The organism is Frigoribacterium sp. CFBP 8754, from assembly GCF_014841815.1.
GTDB lineage: Bacteria > Actinomycetota > Actinomycetes > Actinomycetales > Microbacteriaceae > Frigoribacterium > Frigoribacterium endophyticum.
In genome coordinates this window covers 172,336-195,069 of record NZ_JACYUO010000001.1, presented here as the reverse complement: position 1 = coordinate 195,069, position 22,734 = coordinate 172,336, and the positions used below count along the sequence as shown (strand labels likewise).

At 72.8% G+C, this 22,734-nt stretch carries 18 protein-coding genes; 3 read left to right on the top strand and 15 right to left on the bottom strand.

The annotated features are described in order from the left end of the window. Positions 1-49: 49 nt before the first annotated feature. From IFT72_RS00900 to IFT72_RS00890, 3 genes are all read right to left on the bottom strand, one after another. Complete coding sequence (locus IFT72_RS00900) at positions 50-751, bottom strand: endonuclease/exonuclease/phosphatase family protein (RefSeq protein WP_307803270.1); 702 nt, start codon at positions 749-751, stop codon at positions 50-52. Positions 752-905: 154 nt separating this feature from the next. Next, the gene (locus IFT72_RS00895) at positions 906-4,208 is read right to left on the bottom strand and encodes a S8 family serine peptidase (RefSeq protein ID WP_192045320.1); all 3,303 of its coding nucleotides are present in this window, start codon (positions 4,206-4,208) and stop codon (positions 906-908) included. A 256-nt stretch (positions 4,209-4,464) separates the two neighbouring features. Then, entirely contained in the window at positions 4,465-5,562 is a 1,098-nt protein-coding gene (locus tag IFT72_RS00890; RefSeq protein WP_192045319.1) for a LuxR C-terminal-related transcriptional regulator, read from the bottom strand. 105 nt (positions 5,563-5,667) lie between these two features. On the opposite strand from IFT72_RS00890, the gene IFT72_RS00885 reads away from it, so the two are divergent. Continuing rightward, entirely contained in the window at positions 5,668-6,906 is a 1,239-nt protein-coding gene (locus tag IFT72_RS00885) for a mannosyltransferase family protein (protein ID WP_192045318.1), read from the top strand. Between the two features lie 84 nt (positions 6,907-6,990). Here the strand turns inward: IFT72_RS00885 and IFT72_RS00880 are convergent, their stop codons facing one another. The 9 genes from IFT72_RS00880 to IFT72_RS00840 all read right to left on the bottom strand — a co-directional run bounded on the left by IFT72_RS00880 (position 6,991) and on the right by IFT72_RS00840 (position 17,759). Beyond that, positions 6,991-7,998 (bottom strand): LLM class flavin-dependent oxidoreductase, encoded by a 1,008-nt coding sequence (locus IFT72_RS00880; protein WP_056052763.1) that lies wholly within the window; start codon positions 7,996-7,998, stop codon positions 6,991-6,993. 108 nt (positions 7,999-8,106) lie between these two features. Beyond that, positions 8,107-9,645, bottom strand: a complete 1,539-nt coding sequence (gene araA / locus IFT72_RS00875) for an L-arabinose isomerase (protein WP_185231637.1) — start codon at positions 9,643-9,645, stop codon at positions 8,107-8,109. Continuing rightward, on the bottom strand, positions 9,642-10,352 hold the full coding sequence (locus IFT72_RS00870; RefSeq protein WP_056052756.1) for an L-ribulose-5-phosphate 4-epimerase: 711 nt from the start codon (positions 10,350-10,352) through the stop codon (positions 9,642-9,644). Before IFT72_RS00870 ends, araA begins: the two co-directional genes overlap by 4 nt. After that, positions 10,349-12,106 (bottom strand): ribulokinase, encoded by a 1,758-nt coding sequence (araB, locus tag IFT72_RS00865; RefSeq protein ID WP_056052751.1) that lies wholly within the window; start codon positions 12,104-12,106, stop codon positions 10,349-10,351. Before araB ends, IFT72_RS00870 begins: the two co-directional genes overlap by 4 nt. Positions 12,107-12,203: 97 nt before the next feature. Further along, positions 12,204-13,193 (bottom strand): LacI family DNA-binding transcriptional regulator, encoded by a 990-nt coding sequence (locus IFT72_RS00860; protein ID WP_371741121.1) that lies wholly within the window; start codon positions 13,191-13,193, stop codon positions 12,204-12,206. A 153-nt stretch (positions 13,194-13,346) separates the two neighbouring features. Next, positions 13,347-14,615 carry a multiple monosaccharide ABC transporter permease gene (mmsB, locus tag IFT72_RS00855; RefSeq protein ID WP_082514232.1) on the bottom strand — a complete coding sequence of 423 codons (1,269 nt, stop codon included), beginning with the start codon at positions 14,613-14,615 and terminating at the stop codon, positions 13,347-13,349. Then, complete coding sequence (gene mmsA / locus IFT72_RS00850) at positions 14,602-16,152, bottom strand: multiple monosaccharide ABC transporter ATP-binding protein (protein WP_156369888.1); 1,551 nt, start codon at positions 16,150-16,152, stop codon at positions 14,602-14,604. Before mmsA ends, mmsB begins: the two co-directional genes overlap by 14 nt. Positions 16,153-16,246: 94 nt before the next feature. After that, complete coding sequence (gene chvE, locus IFT72_RS00845; protein ID WP_056052745.1) at positions 16,247-17,374, bottom strand: multiple monosaccharide ABC transporter substrate-binding protein; 1,128 nt, start codon at positions 17,372-17,374, stop codon at positions 16,247-16,249. A gap of 232 nt (positions 17,375-17,606) precedes the next feature. Further along, complete coding sequence (locus IFT72_RS00840; protein ID WP_156369887.1) at positions 17,607-17,759, bottom strand: hypothetical protein; 153 nt, start codon at positions 17,757-17,759, stop codon at positions 17,607-17,609. A gap of 201 nt (positions 17,760-17,960) precedes the next feature. On the opposite strand from IFT72_RS00840, the gene IFT72_RS00835 reads away from it, so the two are divergent. Beyond that, positions 17,961-18,278, top strand: a complete 318-nt coding sequence (locus tag IFT72_RS00835; RefSeq protein ID WP_056052739.1) for a hypothetical protein — start codon at positions 17,961-17,963, stop codon at positions 18,276-18,278. A gap of 59 nt (positions 18,279-18,337) precedes the next feature. On the opposite strand, the gene IFT72_RS00830 is transcribed toward IFT72_RS00835, so the two are convergent. Together IFT72_RS00830 and IFT72_RS00825 are read right to left on the bottom strand one after the other, a co-directional pair. After that, on the bottom strand, positions 18,338-19,303 hold the full coding sequence (locus IFT72_RS00830) for an aldose 1-epimerase family protein (RefSeq protein WP_371741120.1): 966 nt from the start codon (positions 19,301-19,303) through the stop codon (positions 18,338-18,340). Next, positions 19,296-20,555 carry a D-arabinono-1,4-lactone oxidase gene (locus tag IFT72_RS00825; protein ID WP_192045317.1) on the bottom strand — a complete coding sequence of 420 codons (1,260 nt, stop codon included), beginning with the start codon at positions 20,553-20,555 and terminating at the stop codon, positions 19,296-19,298. Before IFT72_RS00825 ends, IFT72_RS00830 begins: the two co-directional genes overlap by 8 nt. A gap of 205 nt (positions 20,556-20,760) precedes the next feature. On the opposite strand from IFT72_RS00825, the gene IFT72_RS00820 reads away from it, so the two are divergent. Continuing rightward, the gene (locus IFT72_RS00820; protein WP_056052731.1) at positions 20,761-21,222 is read left to right on the top strand and encodes a hypothetical protein; all 462 of its coding nucleotides are present in this window, start codon (positions 20,761-20,763) and stop codon (positions 21,220-21,222) included. Positions 21,223-21,287: 65 nt separating this feature from the next. Here the strand turns inward: IFT72_RS00820 and IFT72_RS00815 are convergent, their stop codons facing one another. Then, entirely contained in the window at positions 21,288-22,673 is a 1,386-nt protein-coding gene (locus IFT72_RS00815; protein WP_371741119.1) for an NtaA/DmoA family FMN-dependent monooxygenase, read from the bottom strand. Positions 22,674-22,734: the final 61 nt, after the last annotated feature.

Sequence of the window (22,734 nt, the reverse complement as noted above, 5' to 3'; positions counted from 1 at the left end):
GCCCCGACGAGATCGGGGCGGGCGGCGTCGTGCGTGCGGGCGCGGCGGGTCAGGCGGTCGCCAGCCCCCGCGCGCGCACGAGGATCGGCCGGTGGTCGCTGACCCCGGCCGGCAGCGTCACGACGTCCTCGATCGTGAGGTCGTAGCTCGTCGCGAAGTCGAAGTGGCCCTTCACGTAGCGGTAGCCCAGGTACGTCGGCGTGCTGCTGCGGGTCAGCGTGAAGCCGTCGCGCTCGATGCGCTTCTTCAGCCCGCCGTGGAACCACGGGTAGTTGAAGTCGCCGACCATCAGCATCGGCACGCCGGGGGCGAGCGCCCGCATCAGCTGGTGCGCCGACTCGACCTGCTTCTTGCGGAGGCCGTTCGTCGCGGTGAGCGGCGCCGCGTGGAACGAACCGATCAGGACGTCCTGCCCCGACAGGCGGTCGTGCAGGTGCATGGCCAGCAGGCGCTCGTGCGCGGGCGACATGACGCGGTCGTGCATCGACTTCTTCAGCGCGTAGACGTTGGTGCCGAGCAGCTCGAAGCGCTCGGCGCGGTAGTAGGCCGCGAGCCCCAGCCGGTTGTTGCGCGTCGACGCGGCGAGCGTGTACGCGCCGAACGACTCGGGGATGTCGTTCGTGTCTGCTTCCTGGAGGCACAGCACGTCGGCCGTGTGGTCCTCCGCGAGGGCCTGGATCTCGTGCTTGGCGGTGTGCTCGCGCAGGTTGTAGCTCACCACGCGCATCGTGTTGCCGGTCTCGTCGTCCACGAGTGACGAACCTAGTCCCTCGATGTTTCGATCAGTCGCAGGCTGCGCGCGGAGGACAGCGTGGTCGACCCGACACACGACGGAGGCGGCCCGCACCTCCCCCAGGGAGCTGCGGACCGCCTCCGGTCGCGTCGGCCGTGGAGCCGTCAGGCCGCTACGCCTCCGGCGTGCGCTCCGTCGTCACGGCGACGCTGCGCAGGCGGCGTCGTCCGATCACGGCGGCGGCGAGGCCGGCGAGCAGCAGGGCCACGCCCGCGGCGATCATCGGGGCGACGTCCTGGCCGGTGAAGGCGAGGTCGCTCGCGGCCGGCGCGGCGTTCCCGCCGCCCGTGCCGCCCGCTCCGCCGGCGCCGGGAGCACCCGTGCCGGGGGCGCCGGCACCGGGGTCGCCGGGCGCCGGGGAGGGCGTGCCCGGGTCGACGGGCGCGGTGACCGCGGGGCCGGAGTCGACCGTCACGTAGGTGACGCGCCCGGTGGCCCCGTAGACGATGCGGCCGAGGTACTGCGACTCCGGCTCGAGGCCCGTCCACGACGCCGTGACGACGGCCTCCTGGTTCGAGGCCAGCGTCAGGGTGGTCGGCGAGACCGCGAACGACCCGGTGTACGCCGACGGGATCAGCGTGTAGGCGTCGAGGTCGTAGGTCATCGTCTCGCCGCCCGAGTAGTACGCGACCTCGAGCAGGTAGCTGCCGGCCTCGGGCTCCGTGATGTCGATCTGCTCGTCCGCGGCCGAGGTCGCGGAGGTCGCGGTGATCGCCACGGGGGTGCCCGTCGCGTCGAGCTCGTAGAGCGTCAGGTCGAAGTCGACGGGCTCGTCGACCGCGGGGGCGTCCGCTCCGCCGGCCGTCAGCTCGTAGCGCACGAACTGCGTGTCGGCCGGGATGGTGACGTCGACGTAGTCGAAGTCGCCGACCGTGCCGCTGCCGCTCGTCCGCTCGCCCTTCACCAGGCCCTCGGCCGACAGGGCCAGGGTCTGGTCGCCGCCCGAGGTGATGGGCGCCTCCGCGCTGCCGGTGACGCCGGTGCCGGTGATATCGCTCGGCACGTCGACGGCCACGGGGCGGACCGCGAGCGGGCTGCGCACCGTGTGGGCGCCTCCGTCCGTCCAGGTCAGGTAGCCCGTCGTGTACTGGTCGTACGCGGCGGTGGTGCGGGAGAAGGTCACCTCGTACGAGGCGGTCTGGCCGGCACCCGTGAACGACAGGGTCGAGGGCGAGACGGTGGTGGCCACGCCGGGCAGCGACACGGGCTGGGCGGTGTACGTGCCCGCCCCGGTCGACGTCACGGTGCGGGTCACCGTCGTGGAGTTGAGCAGCGCACCGACGGCGATGGAGGCCTGGTTGAGCTGCGAGCCCTCGGCGCTGCCGAGGGTGGCGATGTAGCTGTCCCACTCGGCCACGCCGCTCAGGTAGAGCAGGCCGGCGTCGAACATGTCGGCGGGCTGCACCTGGCCGGCGCCCTGGGCGAAGACGTCCTGCGAGGGCGCGCCCGTGGTGTCGACGGTGTCGCCGGCGGTGGTCATCATGGCCGACTTCACCTCCATGGGAGTCGCGGTGGGCGTCACCGAGAGGTAGAGCGCCGCGAGGCCGGCCACGTGGGGCGACGACATCGACGTGCCGGAGAGGAACTCGTAGGTCGCCGCGGCGCCCTCCGCGTTCGCGCCGGCGGCGAGGATGGCGACGCCGGGGGCGGCCACGTCGGGCTTCAGCACGTTGCCGCCGTCGGCCTCGACCGGGCCGCGCGACGAGAAGCCGGCGACCTGCGGGGTGGCGGGCTCGGGCTGGCCGGTCGGGTTGCCGTCGAGGAGCGTGACGGTCGAGGTGCCGGGGGCGGCGGCGGCGTGCAGCGCGGTGTAGTTCACGTTGCCGGCGCCGGCGTCGACGTGCACGGTCGGGACGACGTGGGCGTCGACGTCGACCGAGCTCGGGGTCTTGTTGACCAGCACCATGCCGATGCCGCCGGCGCGCTGCACCTCGGCCGACTTGGCCGTGCGGTCGGTGACGCCGCGGTCGCAGAGCACGATGGTGCCCGTGACGAGCGCCGGGTCGAGGGTGCCGCCGGTGCAGTACGACAGGGCGGTCCGGTCGACGCCGGGCAGGCCGGACGACAGCGCGTCGACGAAGCGGCCGGTCACGCCGGCCGGGTCGGTCGACAGCGAGGTCGAGCCGCCGAGGTAGTTCGTGACGACGCCGTCGGGCCCGGTCACCGACGCGGTGGCGTCGTAGCTCGGGATGGTGCTGGCGGCGACCGTGGTGATCCACGGGGCGGCGTTGTCGAGGGTCGACGCGCCGGGGCCCGAGTTGCCGGCCGAGGCCGCCACGAAGATGCCCGCCGCGGCCGCGTTGTAGAACGCCTGGTCGGTGAGCGAGTTGGTCGACGTGGCGCTGCCGCCGCCGATCGAGTAGTTGATGACGTCGACGTTGTCGGCGGTGGCCGCGTCGATGGCGCTCAGCAGGTCGGCCGTGGCGCAGCCGTCGGCGACCTCCGCCGAGACCTTGCCCGTCCAGCAGACCTTGTAGGCGGCGACCTTGGCGTCGGGGGCGACGCCGGAGATGTCGCCGAAGTCGCGGCCGTTGATCGTCACGGGCACGTCGGCGTTGCCGGCGGCCGTGCTGGCCGTGTGCGAGCCGTGGCTGTCGCCGTCGCGGGGCGAGACGTACTCGCCGTTCTGGGCGGTCTCGATGCGGTCCTCGCCGAAGCCGGCGAGGAAGTAGCGCGCCCCGACGATCTTCGTGCTGCAGTCGGTCTCGTCGAACTGCTGACCGCGCTGGCAGACGCCGGTGAAGGTGCCGCCGTCGGACTTCTCGTACGAGATGCCCGCCGCGGTCGTGTAGGGCACGGTGTCGCTCGGCGTCGCGGTCAGCGCGTCGCCGGCGAAGGAGGGGTTCTCGGGGGCGATGCCGGTGTCGATGACGCCGACGACGACGCCCTCGCCGGTGCCCTGCGTGCCCCAGACGCCGTCGGCGCCGGAGAGGCCGAGGTAGTCGGTCGACGGAACGGCCGTCGTGTGCAGGATCTCGTTCTTGACGACGGCGGCGACCTTCGACGACCCGACGAGCTGCTTCGCCTGGGCCGCCGTGAGGTCGGCCGCGAAGCCGTTGGTGGTGACCTGGTACGTCGCGACGGGGGTGACGCCGACCGAGCCGGCCACCGCCTCCTGCTCGCTCTGCAGGTGCTCGACGTACTTCGACGTCGCCGGGTCGGCGAGGTCGCCCCCCTCGTCGGGCGTCGCCGTCGCGGCGAAGCCGGACTTCCCGCCGTCGTAGGCGGTGACCGCCGGGTCGCGGAGCGTGACGACGTAGCTGCCGTCGGTGAACTCCGAGTCGCTCACGACGACGGGCCCGTCGGCGGCGGACGCGGCGGTCGCCGGGAGCGCGATCGCCCCGGCGGCGACGAGGCCGGTCACGAGCAGGGCGGTGGGGTACAACGGCCGTCGACGGCCGGACGATCTGATCACGGGTGCCTTTCGCATGCCGCGGCCCGTGCCGCGGTCTCCCGTAAGAGTTACCTGAGAATGCGCCGACCCCACTACGGGGGGACCTGGCCGGAGCAGGCCAGTGACCTCACTCGGCCACGATGTTTACCTCCGCGCAACGGGACGGGGTACGCCCGGTGTCCGCCTCGTGACCCCCTGGCGACGCTGCTGGGCGAGCCCGGGGAGGAGGCTGGACGAGGGCTGTCGGGGCGGGGCGGGGCGTACCATCCGAGCCTCGTCAGACCCAGCCGCGCCGTGCCGCCTCGACGCCGGCGTGGAACCTGTTGCTCGCGCCGAGCTCGTCGAAGAGGTCACGGAGGCGGCGCCGCAGGGTGCGCGGCGAGACCCCGAGCTGCGCGGCGATGACCTCGTCGGTCGCGCCCGCGGCGACGAGCGCGAGCAGGTCTCGCTCGTCGACGGTCGGCGGGCGTGACGACGTCGGGACGCCCTCGGGCACCGCGCCTTCGTCGCCGCTCGTCGCGGCCGCGAGCCGGGCGGCGACCTCGGCCCAGTCGGGCGAGCCGTCGATCGAGGCCGAGGGCAGGGCGGGCACGGGCAGCGCGGTGCGCCAGCGCGACTCGAACAGGTCGCAGAGCGCCGCGATCAGGGCCGGCGACTCCGTGACGAGGGCCTCGGGAGGCGCGGTCGGGTCGTCGAGGGGGCCCACCGACACGAGGGCGACGGCCCGGTCGGCCACCGCCAGCTTGACCGGCAGGTCGTGGGTGACCCGCGCCTCCTCGCCGTGGGCGCCGAGCCGGTGGATGCCCTGGAGGCTGCCGTCGCCCGTGAAGCTGGCCACCGTGTAGATGGCCCGCCAGCGGACGCCGCGGCCGAGGGCGCCCCGCTCGACGGACTCGTTCGTCGCGACGACGTAGGGCGGGCGGTCGAAGGCCAGGAACTCGTGGCGCGCCCGGTGCTGGAGGCGCGAGTACCAGTCGCCCACGGCGGCGTGCCCGGTCAGGACGGTGGTCGAGCCCGACGGGTCGGCCTGGCGGCGGCCGTCGTCGAAGAGCGCCCCGAGGTCGGCCACCGCGGTGCGGGCGTCGGCGAGCTGCTCGTCGCGCGCCGCGACGAGCGCCGAGACGGCGACGCGGGGGTCGACGGCCCCGTAGCCGGCGGTGCTCGTGCCGTCGGGCGCGACCGTGCCGTCGGCCGTCCGGTGCACGAGGCCGAGGTTGCGCAGCTGCTCGAGGGCCGTGACCACGGTCGCCACGTCGAGCGCGCGGACGGCCGAGATCGTGTCGACGTCGACCGTGTCGCCGCTCGACAGCACGAACTCGTAGACGTCGGCGGTGACGGCATCGATGCCGAGGGCGGCGAGCGAGGGCAGGGGCATCGTCCCATGGTGCACGGTCGTCGGGCTCCGTGACGACATCGGGACCAGGCGTTCGCGCCTCCCTCTTGGTAGCGTCGTCGGGATGACCCCCCGACGGAGCGCGCGATGAGCGGCGAGGCGACCACCGCCTCCGGCACCTCCGTCGACCTCCGGCGCCGGTCGCTCCGCTGGCCGGCCCTCGACCTGGCGGGCCGCTTCTCCGGCCGCTGGCCCGGGCTGCTGGCCCTGTACCTCGTGTCGCGCGTCTTCTCGACGACGATCCTGTTCGTCGTCTACGAGGTCGCGACCCTGACCGGGGCGACCTTCGTCACGCCCGGCAGCGAGCGGTCGTTCCTGGACTTCACCGTCTCGTGGGACAGCGACCGGTACCGCACCATCGCCCTGCACGGCTACCCGGGCACGCTGCCCACCGACGCGGCGGGCGAGGTGCTGCCCAACGAGTGGGCCTTCCTGCCCGTCTTCCCGACCCTGTGCCACCTGCTGATGGTCGCCACCGGGATGAGCTTCGCGGTCGCCTCGGTGCTGATCGCCACGGCCGCCGGCGCCGGTGCCGTCCTCGTGCTGCACCGACTCCTCGAGCCCCGCGTCGGTCACCGGAGCGCGTTCTGGGCCGTGCTGCTCTTCTGCTTCGGCCCGCTGTCGTACGTGCTCAGCGTCGGCTACGCCGAGAGCCTGTCGCTCTTCCTGCTCTTCTCCGGCGTGCTCGCGCTGCAGCGCCGCCAGTACCAGCTCGTGCTGCTCTGCGGCGTGGTCGCGGCGTTCACCCGGCCGGGGGCGCTCGCGCTCGCGCTCGCCCTCGCGATCCACCTCGTCGTGCGCTGGCGCACCGAGCGCGCGTCGCTCGACCGGCGGGAGCTGACGCGCATCGTCGTCGCAGGGCTCGTCGTCGCCGCGGCCGGGCTCGCCTGGCCGGTCGTGGCCCACCTCGCCACGGGCGAGCCGGACGCCTACCTGCAGACCGAGATGGCCTGGTGGGTCGACTACGTCGGGCGCCCCGACTTCGTGCCGCTCACGCCGTGGTTCCTGCTCGCGGGGCGCTGGCTCGGGGTCGCCGGCATCGCCCTGGTGCTGCTCATCATCGCCCTCGCGGCCTGGTGGCTCAGCCGACGGTCGACGGCACAGCTCGGCCACGAGGTGCACGGCTTCGTCGTGAGCTTCGGCCTCTACCTGCTCGCGGTGTTCCTGCCGCAGCAGAGCCTGTTCCGCCTGCTCATGCCGCTGACGCCGCTGCTCGGCACTCGCGCGATCGGCGAACGGCCCTGGCTGCGCCGGAGCCTGCTCGGCACCAGCCTCGTGCTGCAGCCGGTCGCCGCGGTGCTGCTCTGGCTGTACGTCGCGCCCTGACCGCCGGGGCGGGCGCCCGCGGCGCCGCCGCCGGGGCGGGCACGCGCGGGGCGACCGCCTGAGCGGGCCCCGCGGCGCGACCGTCTAGGCGGGGACCCGCGCCGTCGACTCGGCGAGCAGAGCGACCGAGCGCAGCCGGTCGGAGGTGCGGAGCGACGCGTGCGCCACGATGACCTCGTCGGCGTCGGCACTGTGCGCGAACCGGCTCACGTAGTCGGCCACCTCGTCGCCGGTGCCGACGCCCGTGTAGGTCGTCATGCTCGCGACGTGGCCACCGGCCGGCGTGCGGAGCAGGTGGTCGAGCTCGTCGTCGCTGAAGGTGCGGTCGACGGTGACCTGGCCGCTCTGGCGGAGCAGCATCATCAGGCGGGCCCGCTTCATCTCGGCGAACTGGCGCTGGGCGTCGTCGGCGTCGTCGGAGGCGATGGCGTTGACGCCGGCGAGCACGTACGGCTGGTCGAGCTGGTCCGACGGCTGGAACTCCCGGCGGTAGGTCGCGACCGCCTGGTGCAGGGCATCGGGGGCGAAGTGCGACGCGAACGCGTAGGGCAGGCCCAGCGCCGCGGCCAGCTGGGCGCCGAAGAGCGACGAGCCGAGGATGTAGAGCGGCACCGCCGTGCCGGCCCCGGGCGTCGCGCTGACGCCGGGCACGCGGGACTCCCCCGCGAGGAACGCCTGCAGCTCGAGGACGTCCTGGGGGAAGCGCTCGGACGACGCGGGGTCGCGGCGCAGCGCGCGGAACGTGGCCTGGTCGCTGCCGGGGGCCCGGCCGAGCCCGAGGTCGATGCGCCCCGGGTGCAGGGTCTCGAGCGTGCCGAACTGCTCGGCGATGGTGAGGGGCGAGTGGTTCGGCAGCATGACCCCGCCCGACCCGAGACGGATGGTCGAGGTCTGGCTCGCCACGTGGGCGATCAGGACGGACGTCGCGCTCGACGCGATCGACGACATGTTGTGGTGCTCGGCGTACCAGACGCGTCGGTACCCGCTCGCCTCGGCCTGCTGGGCGAGGGCGACCGAGGCGGCGAAGCTGTCGCGGGCGGTCTCGCCGGGGGCGATCGGAGCGAGGTCGAGGATCGAGAGGGGAACGGTCATGGTGGGCTCAACCACGGAGGCGCGGGTCGTGTTCCCGACGCCCGGACGCCGAGGAGGCGGCCCGCACCCCGTTCAGGGAGGTGCGGACCGCCTCCGGCCCGGGGGCGCCTAGAGCCCGCGCGCCAGGCGGTGGTACGCGGCGTTCCAGCGCACCTCGCGGCTGAACTCGCGCATCGTGGTGTGCTCGTCGATGATCAGCAGCTCGGTCTCGAGGATGCGCGCGAGGTCCTCGAACGCCTCCAGGCCGACGGCCGTCGACATCACCGTGTGGTGGGCGGCGCCGGCGGTCAGCCAGGCCTCGGCCGACACGGCGAACGACGGGCGGGGCTCCCACACGGCGCGGCCGACGGGCAGGTTCGGCAGGTCGGCGTCGGGGGCGACCACGTCGACCACGTTGACCGTCAGGCGGAACCGGTCGCGGACGTCGCTCATGGCGACGACGACGGCCTCGCCCGGGTCGGCCGTGAAGACCAGGCGCACCGGGTCGTCCTTGCCGCCGATGCCGAGCTCGTGCACCTCGAGGGAGGCGCGGCCCGCGGTGAGCGTCGGGCTCACCTCGAGCATGTGGGCGCCGAGGATCTTCTCGGCACCGGGCACGAGGTGGTACGTGTAGTCCTCCATGAGGGAGGCGCCGCCCGGCAGGCCGGCGCCCATCACGGCGGCGGCGCGCACGAGCACCGCGGTCTTCCAGTCGCCCTCGGCGCCGAAGCCGTAGCCCTCGGCCATGAGGCGCTGCACCGCGAGGCCCGGGAGCTGCTTCAGCGCGCCGAGGTCCTCGAAGTTGGTCGTGAAGGCGCTGAAGCCGCCGGCCTCGAGGAAGGAGCGCAGCCCCAGCTCGATGGCGGCGCCGTCGCGCAGCGACTGGTGGCGGGCGCCGTCGGCGCGCAGCTCGGGGGCGACGTCGTAGTCGCGCTCGTACAGGGCGACGAGGTCGTCGACGGCCTGCTCCGGGGCGGCCGCGACGGCCTCGGCCAGCTCGTTGACGCCCCAGGTGTTGACCTGCACGCCGAACGCCAGCTCGGCCTCGGTCTTGTCGCCCTCGGTGACGGCGACGAAGCGCATGTTGTCGCCGAAGCGCGCCAGCTTGAGCGAGCGCATCGCGGCGGCCCCGGCCGCGGCGCGCATCCACGTGCCCACCTGGTGCTGCACGCGGGGGTCGCTGACGTGGCCGACCACGGTCTTGCGGGCGACGCCGAGGCGGGTCTGCACGTAGCCGAACTCGCGGTCGCCGTGCGCGGCCTGGTTGAGGTTCATGAAGTCGAAGTCGATCTCGCCCCAGGGCAGCTCGACGTTCGCCTGCGTGTGGAGGTGCAGCAGCGGCTTGCGGAGGGCGTCGAGGCCGCCGATCCACATCTTGGCCGGGCTGAAGGTGTGCATCCAGGTGGTGACGCCGATGACGCTGTCGTCGAGGTTGGCCTCGAGCATCGTGCGCTTGATCGACTCGGCGTCGGTGAGCACGGGCTTCCAGACCAGCTCGACGGGCACGTCGGAGGCGGCGGCGAGCTCGTCGGCGATGGCCCTCGACTGCTCGGCGACCTGGCGGAGCGTGTCTTCTCCGTAGAGGCCCTGGCTGCCGGTGAGGAACCAGACCTGCTTCGAGGCGAGGAAGGCGACGGGGTCGACGGTGTTCGGGGTGGGGCTGGTCATGACAGGTCTCCTGAGGGCTTCTGGCCGTACACGTTCTGGTACCGGTCGAAGAGAGCGTCGATGCTCTCGGCCGGGATGGGCAGGGGTGCGCCGAGCTGGCGCGAGAGGTGGATGGTGCGGGCGACGTCCTCCGTCATGACGGCGGCCTTGACGGCGTCGCGGGCGTCCTTGCCGATGGTGAAGACGCCGTGGTTCTGCATCAGCACCGCGCGGCTGCGGTGGCCCTCGAGCGTCTGCACGATGCCCTCGCCGATCGACTCGTCGCCGATGATCGCGAACGGCCCGATCGGGATCTCGCCGCCGAACTCGTCGGCCATCGCCGTGATGACGCACGGGATCGCCTCGCCGCGGGCCGCCCAGGCCGTGGCGTAGGTGGAGTGCGTGTGCACCACTCCCCCGACCTTCGGCATGTGGCGGTACACGTAGGCGTGCGCCGCGGTGTCGCTCGACGGGCTGCGGTCGCTGCCCGGGCTGCCGGCGACGACGGTGCCGTCGAGGTGGCAGAGGATCTGGTTCTCGGGCGTGAGGTCGTCGTAGTCGACCCCGCTCGGCTTGATGACGAAGAGGTTCGTGCCGGGCACGCGCTGCGACACGTTGCCGCCCGTCCAGACGACGAGGCCGTAGCGGGTCAGCTCGGCGTGCAGGTCGCAGACGGCCCGGCGGGTCTCGTCGATGGCCGACTCGGTGGCGCGGTCGATGAAGGTCATGCGCTCGCCCCCTCGACGGCCGGGGCCTCGGACTCGCCGGAGGCGCGGGCCGGGTCGACGGCGTCGGTCGCCGCCCGGCCCGAGCCGAGCGCGTCGCGGCGGATCGCCTTGAGACGGTGCATGACGTCGTTGCCGCCGCGCCCGAACCAGTCGTGCAGCAGCAGGTACTCCGCGTACAGCGCGTCGTACGCGTCGGCCGCGTCGGGGTCGGGCGTGTAGGTGGCCCGGTCGACGCTGCCCATGGCCTCGCCGGCGACGCGCGTGTCGGGGTAGGCCCCGGCCGCGACGGCGGCGTGGATGGCGGAGCCGAGCGCGGGGCCCTGCTCGCTGCGGATGGTCGAGATCGGCAGGCGGAGCACGTCGCTGTAGGTCTGCATCAGGTGGCGGTTCTTCAGCAGGCCGCCCGCGGCGATGAACTCGGTGACGGGCACGCCGGAGTCGTTGAACGCCTCTACGATGCGACGCGTGCCGTAGGCCGTGGCCTCGAGCAGGGCGCGGTAGCCCTCCTCCGGCGTGGTGCTGAGCGTCTGGCCGACGATGACGCCGGAGAGCTCGTGGTCGACGAGCACCGAGCGGTTGCCGCTGTGCCAGTCGAGGGCGACGAGGCCGTGCGCCCCGACGGGCTGCTCGTAGGCGAGGTCGGTGAGGTGCTGGTGCACGCTCTTGCCGGCGGCCTCGGCCGCGTCCACGGCCGACTGCGGCACCTGGTTGCGGACGTACCAGGCGAAGATGTCTCCCACGCCCGACTGGCCGGCCTCGTAGCCGTAGAAGCCCTCGGTGATGCCGCCGTCCACGACGCCGCACATGCCGGGGACCTCGGCGAGCTCGGAGCCGTTCATGACGTGGCAGGTGCTCGTGCCCATGATGGCGACCATCTGGCCGGGCTGCGTCGCCTTGGCGGCGGGGGCCGTGACGTGCGCGTCGACGTTGCCGACCGCGACGGCGATGCCCTCGGGCAGGCCCGTCCAGCCGGCGGCCTCGGCCGTCAGCGTGCCGGCCGCGGAGCCGAGCGCCCCGATCTCGTGGGCGACCTTCGACTCGGCGAAGTCGGCGAAGTCGGGGTTCAGCGCGGCGAGGAACTCGCGGCTCGGGTACTCGCCGTCCTGGAGGATGCCCTTGTAGCCGGCGGTGCAGGCGTTGCGGACGTAGCGCCCGCTGAGCTGCCAGATGATCCAGTCGGCGGCCTCCACCCAGTGCTCGGTCGCGGCGTAGACCTCCGGGTCCTCCTCGAGCAGCTGGAGGCCCTTGGCGAACTCCCACTCGCTCGAGATGAGCCCGCCGTAGCGGGGCAGCCACGACTCGCCGCGCTCGCGGGCGAGCTCGTTGATGCGGTCGGCCTGGCCCTGCGCGGCGTGGTGGCGCCACAGCTTGACGTAGGCGTGCGGGCGGCCGGCGAACTCGGGCAGCTCGTTGAGCGGGGTGCCGTCGGCGGTGGTCGGCACCATCGTGCAGGCGGTGAAGTCGGTGCCGATGCCGACGACGCTGGCCGGGTCGACGCCCGAGGCGGCGAGGGCCTCCGGGACGGCGTTCTTCAGCACGTCGACGTAGTCGCTCGGCACCTGCAGGGCCCACTCGGCGGGCAGGCGCTCGCCGGTGCCGGGCAGGGTGCGGTCGACGACCGCGTGGGGGTACTCGAACGTCGCGCTGCCGAGCTCGGCGCCGTCGGAGACCCGTACGACGACGGCCCGTCCGCTCAGGGTGCCGAAGTCGACGCCGACGACGTGGGAGTCGGCGTGGTCAGGGGTCGCTGCCATGGAACATCCTTGTCATGGTGGTGAAAGTGAGCGCTCACATTGTGCCACGTGAGCGCTCACGCGTGCAATCGCGCCCCCGGTCGGAGGCGCGGGTCGGCTAGTGCCGGGGAGGCGCGGTCGAGAGCCGCACGACGAGCTCGGGGGCCATCGGGGCGACGGGCGTCTCGTCGCCGCCGAGCACGGCCTCGACCGTGTCCATGATGCGGCGGCCGAGGGCCTCGAAGTCCTGGCGGACGGTGGTCAGCGGCGGGAGGAAGTGCTCCGCCTCGGGGATGTCGTCGAAGCCGACGATGCTCACGTCGTCGGGCACGCGGACGCCGGCCTCGGTGAGCGCGTGCACCACGCCGAGCGCCATCTGGTCGTTGGCGCAGAACACCGCGGTGACGTCGTCGCGCCGGGCGAGCTCTCGCCCCAGGGCGTGGCCGGAGGCGGGGGTCCAGTCGCCGCGGAGCAGCACCGACGCGTCGAGGCCGAGCCGCGCGCAGGCGTCGCGCCAGCCGCGCTCGCGGTCGCGGCCGTCCATCCAGGCGTCGGGCCCGGCGACGTGGGCGACCGCGCGGTGGCCGAGCGACGCGAGGTGCTCGACCGCCCGCTCGGCGCCGGCCGCCTGGTCGATCGAGACCGGGTGGTGGCCGTCGTCGGCGACGCTGTCGGCCGTGACGAGCGGCACCGTCACGTCGGCCGAGCGCAGCACGTCGAGCGCCTCGGCGTCGGGGGCGATCAGCACCACCGCGGCGACGGCCTGGCCCACGAGCGCGTCGACCGCCTGGCGGACCCCGTCGGCGTCGTCGCTGTCGAGCGTCGCCATCGACACCTGGTAGCCGGCGCGCCGCGCGGCGCCGTTGAAGCCGTGCATCGTGCTGGACGGCCCGTAGAACGGGAACCCCGTGCTGATCAGCCCGATCGAGCGCGTCTTGCGGCTGGCGAGGGCCCGGGCGGCGAGGCTCGGCCGGTAGCCGAGGGCGTCGACGGCGGCGTCGACCTTGGCCTTCGTGACGGGGCGGACGGTGGGGTCGCCGTTGACGACGCGGGACACCGTCTGGTGCGAGACGCCGGCGGCCTTGGCGACGTCGAAGAGGGTGGGCACGGGGACGATCCTAGGGAACGAGGGCCGGGAGCCGGGCGGGTGCCCGGCCGTGCTGCGGGGAGGCGACCCCTGGGGGGACGCCGGAGGCGCGGGTCGACCTCGACCCGCGCCTCCTCGTGTCGTCGACCGACCGACCGGTCGACGTCTCGCCTCCTACTTGCGGGAGGACGCGGCGCGACGCTTGTTGAAGACGTCGAACGCGACCGCGGCGAGCAGCACCAGGCCCTTGATGAGCGACTGGTACTCGCTGCCGACGCCGAGGATCGACATGCCGTTGTTCAGGATGCCGATGATCAGGCCGCCGACGATGGCGCCGGTGACCGTGCCGATGCCGCCCGTGACCGCCGCGCCGCCGATGAAGACGGCCGCGATGGCGTCGAGCTCGAACCCGTTGCCCGCGTTGCCGCTGGCGAGGTTGAGCTGGCCCGTGAAGACCAGGCCGGCGAGGGCCGAGATGACGCCCATGTTGACGAACAGCAGGAAGGTGACGCGCTTGGTCTTGACGCCCGACAGCTCGGCGGCGTGGAGGTTGCCTCCGATGGCGTAGACGTGGCGGCCGAAGACCGAGTTCTTCATCACCGTCGAGTAGACGACGACCAGGACGGCGAGCACGACCAGCACGATCGGGGTGCCCGAGTAGCTGGCGAGGAGGAACCCGATGTACATGACGAGGGCGACGGTGAAGACCATCTTCGTGACGAACCACAGGAAGGGCTCGTCCTCGAGCTGGTACTTGCGACGCGTGGCACGACCGCGGAGGCCCGTGCCGATCAGGGCGACGGCGGCGATGGCGCCGAGGATCAGCGTCAGGGGCTCGTAGCCCGTCGTGCCGAAGGCCGGCAGGAAGCCCGAGCCGATATCGCGGAACCCCTGGGGGAAGGGCGAGATCTGCTTGGTCTGCAGGGCGATCTGCGCCGCGCCGCGGAAGGCGAGCATGCCCGCCAGCGTGACGATGAAGGCCGGGATGCCGAAGTAGGCGATCCAGAAGCCCTGCCAGGCGCCGACGAGGGCGCCGAGCACGAGGCAGAGCACCACGGCGACGGGCCAGGGCAGGCCCCACTGCGTGATCATGACCCCGGCCATGGCGCCCGTGAAGGCGACGATGGAGCCGACCGACAGGTCGATGTGGCCGGCGATGATCACCATCACCATGCCGATGGCGAGGATCAGGATGTAGCTGTTCTGGACGACCAGGTTCGAGACGTTGATCGGCGCGAGGGTGATGCCGTTGGTCGTGATCTGGAAGAACAGCACGATCACGATCAGCGCGATGAACAGGCCGATCTGGCGCAGCTGCCCGCCGAGGTACGAGACCGCACCGACGAGGGGGTTGCCGCCGGAGCCGGACTGCGGCTGACGGGAGGAGGGCGACCCGCCCGTGGGCTTCGGGTCGGTGGCCTGGGTGGGGCTAGGCGCGCTCATGGACGGGGCTCTCTCGTTCGAGGGTCATGTACTTCAGGAGGAACTCGGGGGTCGCCTCGGCGATCGGCACGTCGGCCGTGATGCGGCCCTCCGAGAGGGTGTAGACGCGGTCGCAGATGCCGAGCAGCTCGGGCAGCTCGCTCGAGATGACGATCACGCCCTTGCCGGAGTCGGCGAGCTGGTTGATGATCGAGTAGATCTCGTACTTCGCACCGACGTCGATGCCGCGGGTGGGCTCGTCGAGGATGAGCACGTCGGGGTCGGTGTACATCCACTTCGACAGCACGACCTTCTGCTGATTGCCGCCGGAGAGCTTGCCCGTCAGGGCGGCCACGCTCGGCGCCTTGATGTTCATGCTCTTGCGGTACCCCTCGGCGACGGTGCTCTCTTCCGAGCTGTTCACGAAGCCGGCGGTGGCGAGCTTGCGCAGGGCCGACCCCGAGACGTTGCGGGTGATGTCGTCGATCAGGTTGAGGCCGTACTTCTTGCGGTCCTCGGTGGCGTAGGCGATGCCGGCCGCGATGGCCTTGGTCACGGTGCTCGTGTCGATCTTCTGGCCCCGCTTGTAGACCGTGCCGGAGATGCCGGTGCCGTAGCTCCTGCCGAAGACGCTCATCGCGAGCTCGGTGCGCCCGGCGCCCATGAGGCCGGCGATGCCGACGATCTCGCCCGCACGGACGTTCAGGTTCGCCTGGTGGATGATCTCGCGCGACGCGTCGAGCGGGTGGTGCACCGTCCAGTCCTCGATGCGGAGGAGCTCCTCGCCGATGGACGACTCGTGCGCCGGGTAGCGGCTCTCGAGGTCGCGACCGACCATGCCCTTGATGATGCGGTCCTCCGAGACCTCGCCGGCGTGCATGTCGAGGGTCTCGATCGTCTTGCCGTCGCGGATGATCGTGACCTTGTCGGCGATCTCCTTGATCTCGTTGAGCTTGTGGCTGATGATGATCGACGTGATGCCCTGGCCCTGCAGGCTCTTGATGAGGTCGAGCAGGTGGGCGGAGTCGTCGTCGTTGAGGGCGGCCGTGGGCTCGTCCAGGATGAGCAGCTTGACCTTCTTCGAGAGGGCCTTCGCGATCTCGACGAGCTGCTGCTTGCCGACGCCGATGTCGGTGACCTTCGTGATGGGGTTGTCACGGAGGCCGACCCGGGCGAGCAGCCCGGCGGCGTCGAGGTTGGTCTTGTTCCAGTCGATGAAGCCGCCCTTGGACTGCTCGTTGCCGAGGAAGATGTTCTCGGCGATCGACAGGAAGGGGCTCAGGGCGAGCTCCTGGTGGATGATGACGACGCCCGCGGCCTCGGAGTCGTTGATGTTCTTGAACTCGACGGGCTGGCCGTCGAGGAGGATCTGGCCCTCGAAGGAGCCCGTCGGGTAGACGCCCGACAGCACCTTCATCAGCGTCGACTTGCCGGCGCCGTTCTCGCCGCAGATCGCGTGGACCTGGCCGCGCTCGACCTCCAGCGTGACGTCCTGCAGCGCCTTGACGCCGGGGAACGTCTTCGTGATGCCGCGCATCTCGAGGATCGTGTTCGCCACGTGTTCCTTCTTTCGTGCATGGGGTGGGGCAGGGCTGTGGAGCGGGGGAGGCACGGCGCGGCTGCACCGCGCCTCCCCCGCTCCGGTGAGGGACCTACTTGAGGTCGGCCTCGGTGTAGTAGCCGCTGTCGACGAGGACTTCCTTGTAGTTGTCCTTGGTGACGGTGACGGGCTGGAAGAGGTAGGTCGGGACGACCTTCTCGCCGTTGTCGTACGTCTTGTCGTCGTTGGTCTCGGGCGTGTCGCCCTTGAGCAGGTCGTCGGCCATCGTGACGGACTGGTCAGCGAGCTGACGGGTGTCCTTGTAGATGGTCGAGTACTGCTGGCCGGCGATGATCGACTTGACCGAGGCGGCCTCGGCGTCCTGGCCGGTCACGATCGGCAGGTCGGAGTCGCTGTAGCCGGCGCCCTCGAGGGCCGAGATGATGCCGATCGAGATGCCGTCGTAGGGCGAGAGCACGCCGTCGAGCTTGGTGCCGCCCGAGTAGGTCGACGCGATCAGGTTCTGCATGCGGGCCTTGGCGGTCGCCGGGTCCCACTGCTGCGTGGCGGCCTGGGTGAACTGGTCCTGGCCGGAGCCGATGGTCAGCGAGCCGTCCTCGATGTAGGGCTTGAGGGTGTCCATGGCGCCGTTGAAGAAGAACGTGGCGTTGTTGTCGTCGGAGCTGCCGGCGAACACCTCGATGGTCTTGGGCTCGGCGCCGTCGACCTTCTTGCCGTCGGCGTCGGCGAGGCCGAGGCCCGTGAGGAGGCTGGTGCCCTGGTCGACGCCGACCTTGTAGTTGTCGAACGAGACGTAGTAGTCGACGTTCTCGTTGCCGGTCAGCAGACGGTCGTACGAGATGACCTTGATGCCGGCCTTGGCGGCCGAGTCGAGCTGGTCGCTCAGCGAGCCGCCGTCGATCGAGGCGACGATGAGCACCTTGGCGCCCTTGGTGATCATGTTGCTGACCTGCTGGACCTGCTGCGGGATCTTGTTGTCGGCGTACTCGAGGTCGACCTTGTAGCCCTTGTCCTCGAGGGCGCTCTTGACAGCGTCGCCGTCCTTGATCCAGCGCTCGGAGACCTTGGTCGGCATCGCGACGCCGACGAGGGCGCCGGAGGTGTCGCCGCCGCTGCTGCCGCTGTCGGCGCCGCGGCCGCCCGCTCCGCCGGAGCAGCCGGCCAGGGAGACTGCCAGACCGGCGGCGACGATGCCGACGATGAGCTTCTTGTTCTTCACGGTGATTCCTTCGTGTCCGTGTCATCTCGACGGCGTCGTCGATGACGGATGGTGATGCTGTGGAGGTGGTGCTGAAGGGTGGTGCTCGTGCGTGGTGCTCGGTGGTGCGGACGGCCGGGGAGGCACGCGGGAGGGCGTGCCGGGCTGGCCGGTGGAGCGCGTCCTGGTCGGCGGCGGGGCCGCGTCGGGGACGGGCCGACGGGGTGCGTGAGCGCCCGTCGGGGGTCGGGGGTCAGACGGCGTCGAGCGCCGTGACGGAGGCGCGGCGAGCCGTGCCGCGGGTCGGCGACGCGGACGCGTCGGGCGCGGTCGCCGCGGGCGAGCGGCGGGGGCGGACGGTCGACGCGGGGGTGGCGCGCGAGCCGTCAGGGGTGCTGGTGTTCACGGTGACCTCTTCGTCAGAGAACGTGTCTCGGAGTGAACCGTCGTGCTCGATCACTGTCATGTGAGCGCTCACATCGGGTGGTTCGGGGCAATACTGAATGAGCATCCGTCCGATGTCAAGTCGTCCGCGCATCCGGCATGGTTCACACGTTCGCAACACGGCGTTCACGACCCTGAGCGGATGACGAGGCACCATGACTGCATGCTCGCCGTGACCGCCACCGTCCACACCGCGCACGACAGCGCCGGCCTGTTCTGGCTGTCACGCCGCCTGCTGGCCGAGCACGCGGCCGCCCGCGTCGACGAGGGGCAGTACCTCGTGCAGCTCGCCGACGCCGGCACGGTGCTGCTCACGGAGCTGCCCGACCTGCTCCGCTTCGACGTCGTGGTGCGCGACGAGCTGGCCGGGCGACGCACCCGCCGCGCGCTCGAGGCGGCCCTGCTGCGGCTGTCGACCGGGACGGTGTCGGCCGTCACCTGGCAGTCGGAGCCGCTCGGCCACGAGGCGCTCAGCGCCTAGGGGGCAGGCGCGGGCGCAGGCGCAGGCACCCGGCTGCCCGGGCGCCCGCGCCGTCGGCGTCAGATCGCGGTGATCGTCCAGCTCGCGACGTGGCTCTCGCCCGGAGCGAGGCGCACCAGGTCGATGCCGCTCGTGAAGGCGTCGGGCGGGCAGGTCATCGGCTCGACGGCGAGGCCGACGCGGTCGTTCTCGCGCTCCGGACGGTCGGCCGTGTGCACCTGCACCCAGGGCAGCTCGGGGCCCCAGGTCATCTCGACGCCCCGGCCGTCGGCCGCCGTCAGCCGTGCCGTCGCGACCTGGCCCTCGCCGGTGCGGGCGAGCTCGGTGAAGGCGTGGTCGACGAAGGTCTCGCCCACGACGCGCCCCTCGCGGAAGTCGAAGCCCTCGCGCTCGGTCACCCCGTGCACGCCGGTCGGCACGAGGCGGTCGTCGGTCACCTCGAGGTAGCTGTCGGCCGGCAGGGTGAGGGCCCAGTCGTCGACCCGGCCCTCGCCGGCGACGAGGTACGGGTGCGGCGCGACGCCGTAGGGCGCCTCGCCGTCGCCGACGTTGGTGGCCTCGACGGTCGTGGTGAGGCCGGCGTCGCCGAGCTCGTAGGTCGCACGGAGCGCCAGCCGCCAGGGGTAGCCGTCGCTCGGGGCGAGCTCCGTCACGAGGGAGGCGCGGTGCGGCTCGCTCGACTCCACGCGCCACTCGGCCCAGCCGACCAGCCCGTGCAGGGCGTGCCCCCGCTCGACCTCGTTGAGCGGCAGCTGCAGGGTCTCGCCCGCCTCGTCGTAGGCGCCGTCGACGATGCGGTTCGGCCACGGCGCGAGCAGCGCCCCGCGGTAGAGCGGGCGGACCACGTCGGCCGCGAACGGGACGACGAGGTCGCGGCCGTCGTGTGTGAGGCTGCGGAGGGTCGCGCCGACGGCCGCGAGCTCGGCCCGGTACGGGCCGTGCTCGAGCGAGACGGGCGCGCCGCTGACGGGCAGCGGGCCGGCGGGGCCGGTCGTGGTGGGGGTGGTCGTGGTGACGTCAGGCACGGTGTCCTCCGAGGGCGACGGTGTCGAGGTGGGCGTTGCGGAAGCGACCCTCCGGGTCGACGGCGGCGGCGTGCGCCGCGAAGTCGTCGAGGCGAGGGTAGCGGGCGCGCAGCGTCTCGTGGTCGAGGGTCGCCACCTTGCCCCAGTGCGGTCGTGCGTCGAAGCCGGCCAGCGCCTCCTCGACCAGCGGCAGCACCGCCAGCACCGCCTCCGCCTGACGCCGCCAGGTGAAGTGGAAGGCGACGCTCTGCCGGCCGCCGCTCGGGCTCAGCCACGCCGCGTCGGGCGCCACGGTGCGGATCTCGCTGACGAAGATGACCTCGGCGAGCCGGTCGCCGATCGCCCGGAGCGCCTCGACGGCCGCGGCCGCGTGCTCGGCGGGCACCAGGTACTCGCTCTGGATCTCCTCGCCCGCGCTCGGCGTGAACTCGGCGCGGAAGTGCGGCAGCCGGTCGAGCCACGGCCCGGGCTCGCCGAGCTGGGGCGTCACCGCGTCGGCCGCCGTGTCGGGCAGCATGTGCAGCGCGGCCTCGGCCGGGCGTCCGCCGAGCTCGCGGAGGTCGAGGCCCGACGAGCCGACGCCGTCGACCCGGGCCTTGCTCCAGACCTGCTCGACGTCGTCGCCGGTGTAGCGGGTGAACAGGCTGACGCTGTAGGCGTGGGCGAGCACGGCGTCGAGCTGCTCGAGCGCGGCGGCCCAGGGCAGCCCCTGGTGGACGGTCTGCACGACGTCGAACGTCGGCACGGTGTCGAGCTCGAGGGCCGTCACGACGCCGAGGGCGCCGAGGCCCACGACCGTCGCCTCGAAGGCCTCGTCGCCGCGGCGGACGACGTCGAGCGAGCCGTCGGCGCGGACGATCTCGACCGCGCTGACCGAGGCCGAGAGGGCGGGGTTGCCGACGCCCGAGCCGTGGGTGCCGGTCTGGACGGCGCCGGCGACGGAGATGTGCGGCAGCGAGGCCAGGTTGGGCAGGGCCCGGCCGTGGCGCTGCAGCTCGCGGGCCAGCACGGCGTGCGTGGCGGCCGCGCCGACGCGGACGACGTCGCGGTCGGCGTCGAGCTCGATCGGCACGCCCAGCGCCTCGGTCGAGACGAGCACGCCGTCGGTGTCGGCGATGCGGCTGAACGAGTGGCGCGAGCCGAGGGCCTTGACGCGGCGGCTGGAGGCGACGACGTCGCGCAGCTCGTCGACGGTGGCCGGACGGCGGAGGTCGGTCGTCGAGTACTCGACGTTGGCGGCCCAGTTGTGCATGAGACTCCTTCGGCTCGGATGGCGGTGACCAGTCTACGTGAGCGCTCACTCCGAGCGCCCGAGGCGGCCGGTCCCCCTTCTCTGGGGCCGAGGTGTCCCCCCAACTGGGCCCGTGTCCTCCGTTGCGCGGACACCGGCCGTGCGGTTGCCTTGGCATGCGCCGACAGGACGGCGCCGCACCACCACGACCAGGGGACCCTCCAGCATGAGCACCACCAGCTCCGACGCCGACGGCGTCACCGCGACCGGCGCGCGCCTCGGCGCCCGCGGCCGGACCCGCCCCCGCGTCGACCCCGCCTCCGTCCGGCCCGAGCGCGTCGTCGCCCTCCGCCGCCGCAGCGCCCCCCGCTTCTACCTGACGTACCTGCAGTCGCCGAACGACGGCAGCGACCCCGCGGTGCCCCTCGGCACCTGCCTCGTGCTCCGTGCGATCGGCGGCCAGACGCCGCGCCGCGTGTCGGTCGAGCTGCCGCACGACGTCGTCCGCACCGCGTCGTCCCTCCGCCGCGGCGCCTCCGTCGGCATCGCCACGCCCGGCGAGCTCGACGAGCTGGCCGCGCTCGGCACCGTCTTCGTCGAGTGGGTCTCGCGCGACGGCGTCACCCGCACCGCCTGGCTGCGCGTGCCGCCGACCCCGGCGCGGTACCGGGCCGGTACCGCCCGCTAGGTCGCGCCCGCCCGCTGGGTCGAGCCCTCCCCCGGGGCGCGACCACCGCCTCCTGCACGGCCCCGTCAGCGGCGGTGCGACGCCGCGGGGTGGGAGTCGGGGAGGCGCGGGCCGCCCCCGGTGTACCGCTCACGCAGGGTCTGCCCCGGCACGTACGCTTCACGCACCCTGCCTCGACGCCGCAGCTCGGGCACGACGAGCTCGACGAAGTCGCGCAGCGTGTCGAAGGAGTGGTACTGGCGGAGGTTGATGCCGTCGATGCCCTCCTCGTCGAGCCAGCGCTCGATCTCGTCGGCGACGACCGTCGGGGTGCCGGCCACGAAGAACGCGCCGCCCCAGGCCTCGTCGACGCTGTCGACCAGCTGGCCGACGGTGATGTCGAGCGGCAGGGTCGCCGCCCCGGGGTGGTCGAGCCGCCCCTCCGCCTCGAGGGCCTCGCGCACCGTGCGGTCGCGCGGGTGCGACGGGGCGTCGAACGGGACGCTGCGGTGCACGAGCGCGCCCTGCTCGCTCGCGAACGACCGGTAGAGGGCCAGCTTCTCGGCCACCGCCTCCTCGGTCTCGGCCGTGATGACGCCGGCCTGCACGATGAACGACACGTCGTCCGCCGACCGGCCGGCGTCGACGGCCGCGGCGCGCGTCGCCTCGGCCACCTGACGCACGGCCCGGCCGCCGGTGAACACCACCTCGGCGTGCTGCGCGGCCTGCGCGACGCCGGTGGGCGACGCCGTCGCGAGGAAGAGCACCGGGGTCCGCTGCGGCGACGGCTCGCTGAGGTGCGGGCCGGCGACCCGGAAGAACCGGCCCACGTGGTCGATCGCGTGCACCTTCGACGGGTCGGTGTAGACGCCCGAGCCGGGAGCCAGGCCGTCGGCCGCGGGGTCGGCGACGACGGCGTCGTCCTCCCACGAGCCCTCCCACAGGGCGTAGAGCACCTCGAGGTACTCCGCGGCGCGGGCGTACCTCTCTTCCTTGGGGATCTGGTCGTCGAGGCCGAAGTTGCGGGCGGCGCTCGGCAGGTACGAGGTGACGACGTTCCAGCCGACCCGCCCCTTGGTGAGGTGGTCGAGGGTCGACATGCGGCGGGCGAACGCGAACGGCGGCTCGTAGCTCGTCGACGCCGTGACGCCGAAGCCGAGGTGCTCGGTGACGGCGGCCATGACGGGCACGACCAGCATCGGGTCGTTCGCCGGCGCCTGGATGCCCTCGAGCAGCGCCGGGGCGGGGCTGTCGCCGTACACGTCGTAGGTGCCCAGCACGTCGGCGAGGAAGACGGCGTCGAAGCCGCCGCTCTCGGCGAGGCGGGCCAGCTCGATCCAGTACGCCATGTCGGTGTACTCGCGCCGGTGGTTGCCGGGCAGGCGCCAGAGGCCGTGCGTGATGTGCCCGACGCAGTTCATCTCGAACAGGTTGAGGATGAGCTGCTTGGGGCGGGTCTCGGTGTCGGTCACGTCGACGACGATGCCACACCGCGCCTCCGGCCGGGGGCGCGTTGCGCCGCGTTGCGGCGGG

What these genes read in the sequence shown, in the direction of transcription:
- IFT72_RS00890 (WP_192045319.1), bottom strand. Translation starts at nt 5,562, where the DNA reads ATGCCCCTGCCCTCGCTCGCCGCCCTCGGCATCGATGCCGTCACCGCC.
- IFT72_RS00885 (WP_192045318.1), top strand. Translation starts at nt 5,668, where the DNA reads ATGAGCGGCGAGGCGACCACCGCCTCCGGCACCTCCGTCGACCTCCGG.
- IFT72_RS00880 (WP_056052763.1), bottom strand. Translation starts at nt 7,998, where the DNA reads ATGACCGTTCCCCTCTCGATCCTCGACCTCGCTCCGATCGCCCCCGGC.
- araA (WP_185231637.1), bottom strand. Translation starts at nt 9,645, where the DNA reads ATGACCAGCCCCACCCCGAACACCGTCGACCCCGTCGCCTTCCTCGCC.
- IFT72_RS00870 (WP_056052756.1), bottom strand. Translation starts at nt 10,352, where the DNA reads ATGACCTTCATCGACCGCGCCACCGAGTCGGCCATCGACGAGACCCGC.
- araB (WP_056052751.1), bottom strand. Translation starts at nt 12,106, where the DNA reads ATGGCAGCGACCCCTGACCACGCCGACTCCCACGTCGTCGGCGTCGAC.
- mmsB (WP_082514232.1), bottom strand. Translation starts at nt 14,615, where the DNA reads ATGAGCGCGCCTAGCCCCACCCAGGCCACCGACCCGAAGCCCACGGGC.
- IFT72_RS00835 (WP_056052739.1), top strand. Translation starts at nt 17,961, where the DNA reads ATGCTCGCCGTGACCGCCACCGTCCACACCGCGCACGACAGCGCCGGC.
- IFT72_RS00825 (WP_192045317.1), bottom strand. Translation starts at nt 20,555, where the DNA reads ATGCACAACTGGGCCGCCAACGTCGAGTACTCGACGACCGACCTCCGC.
- IFT72_RS00820 (WP_056052731.1), top strand. Translation starts at nt 20,761, where the DNA reads ATGAGCACCACCAGCTCCGACGCCGACGGCGTCACCGCGACCGGCGCG.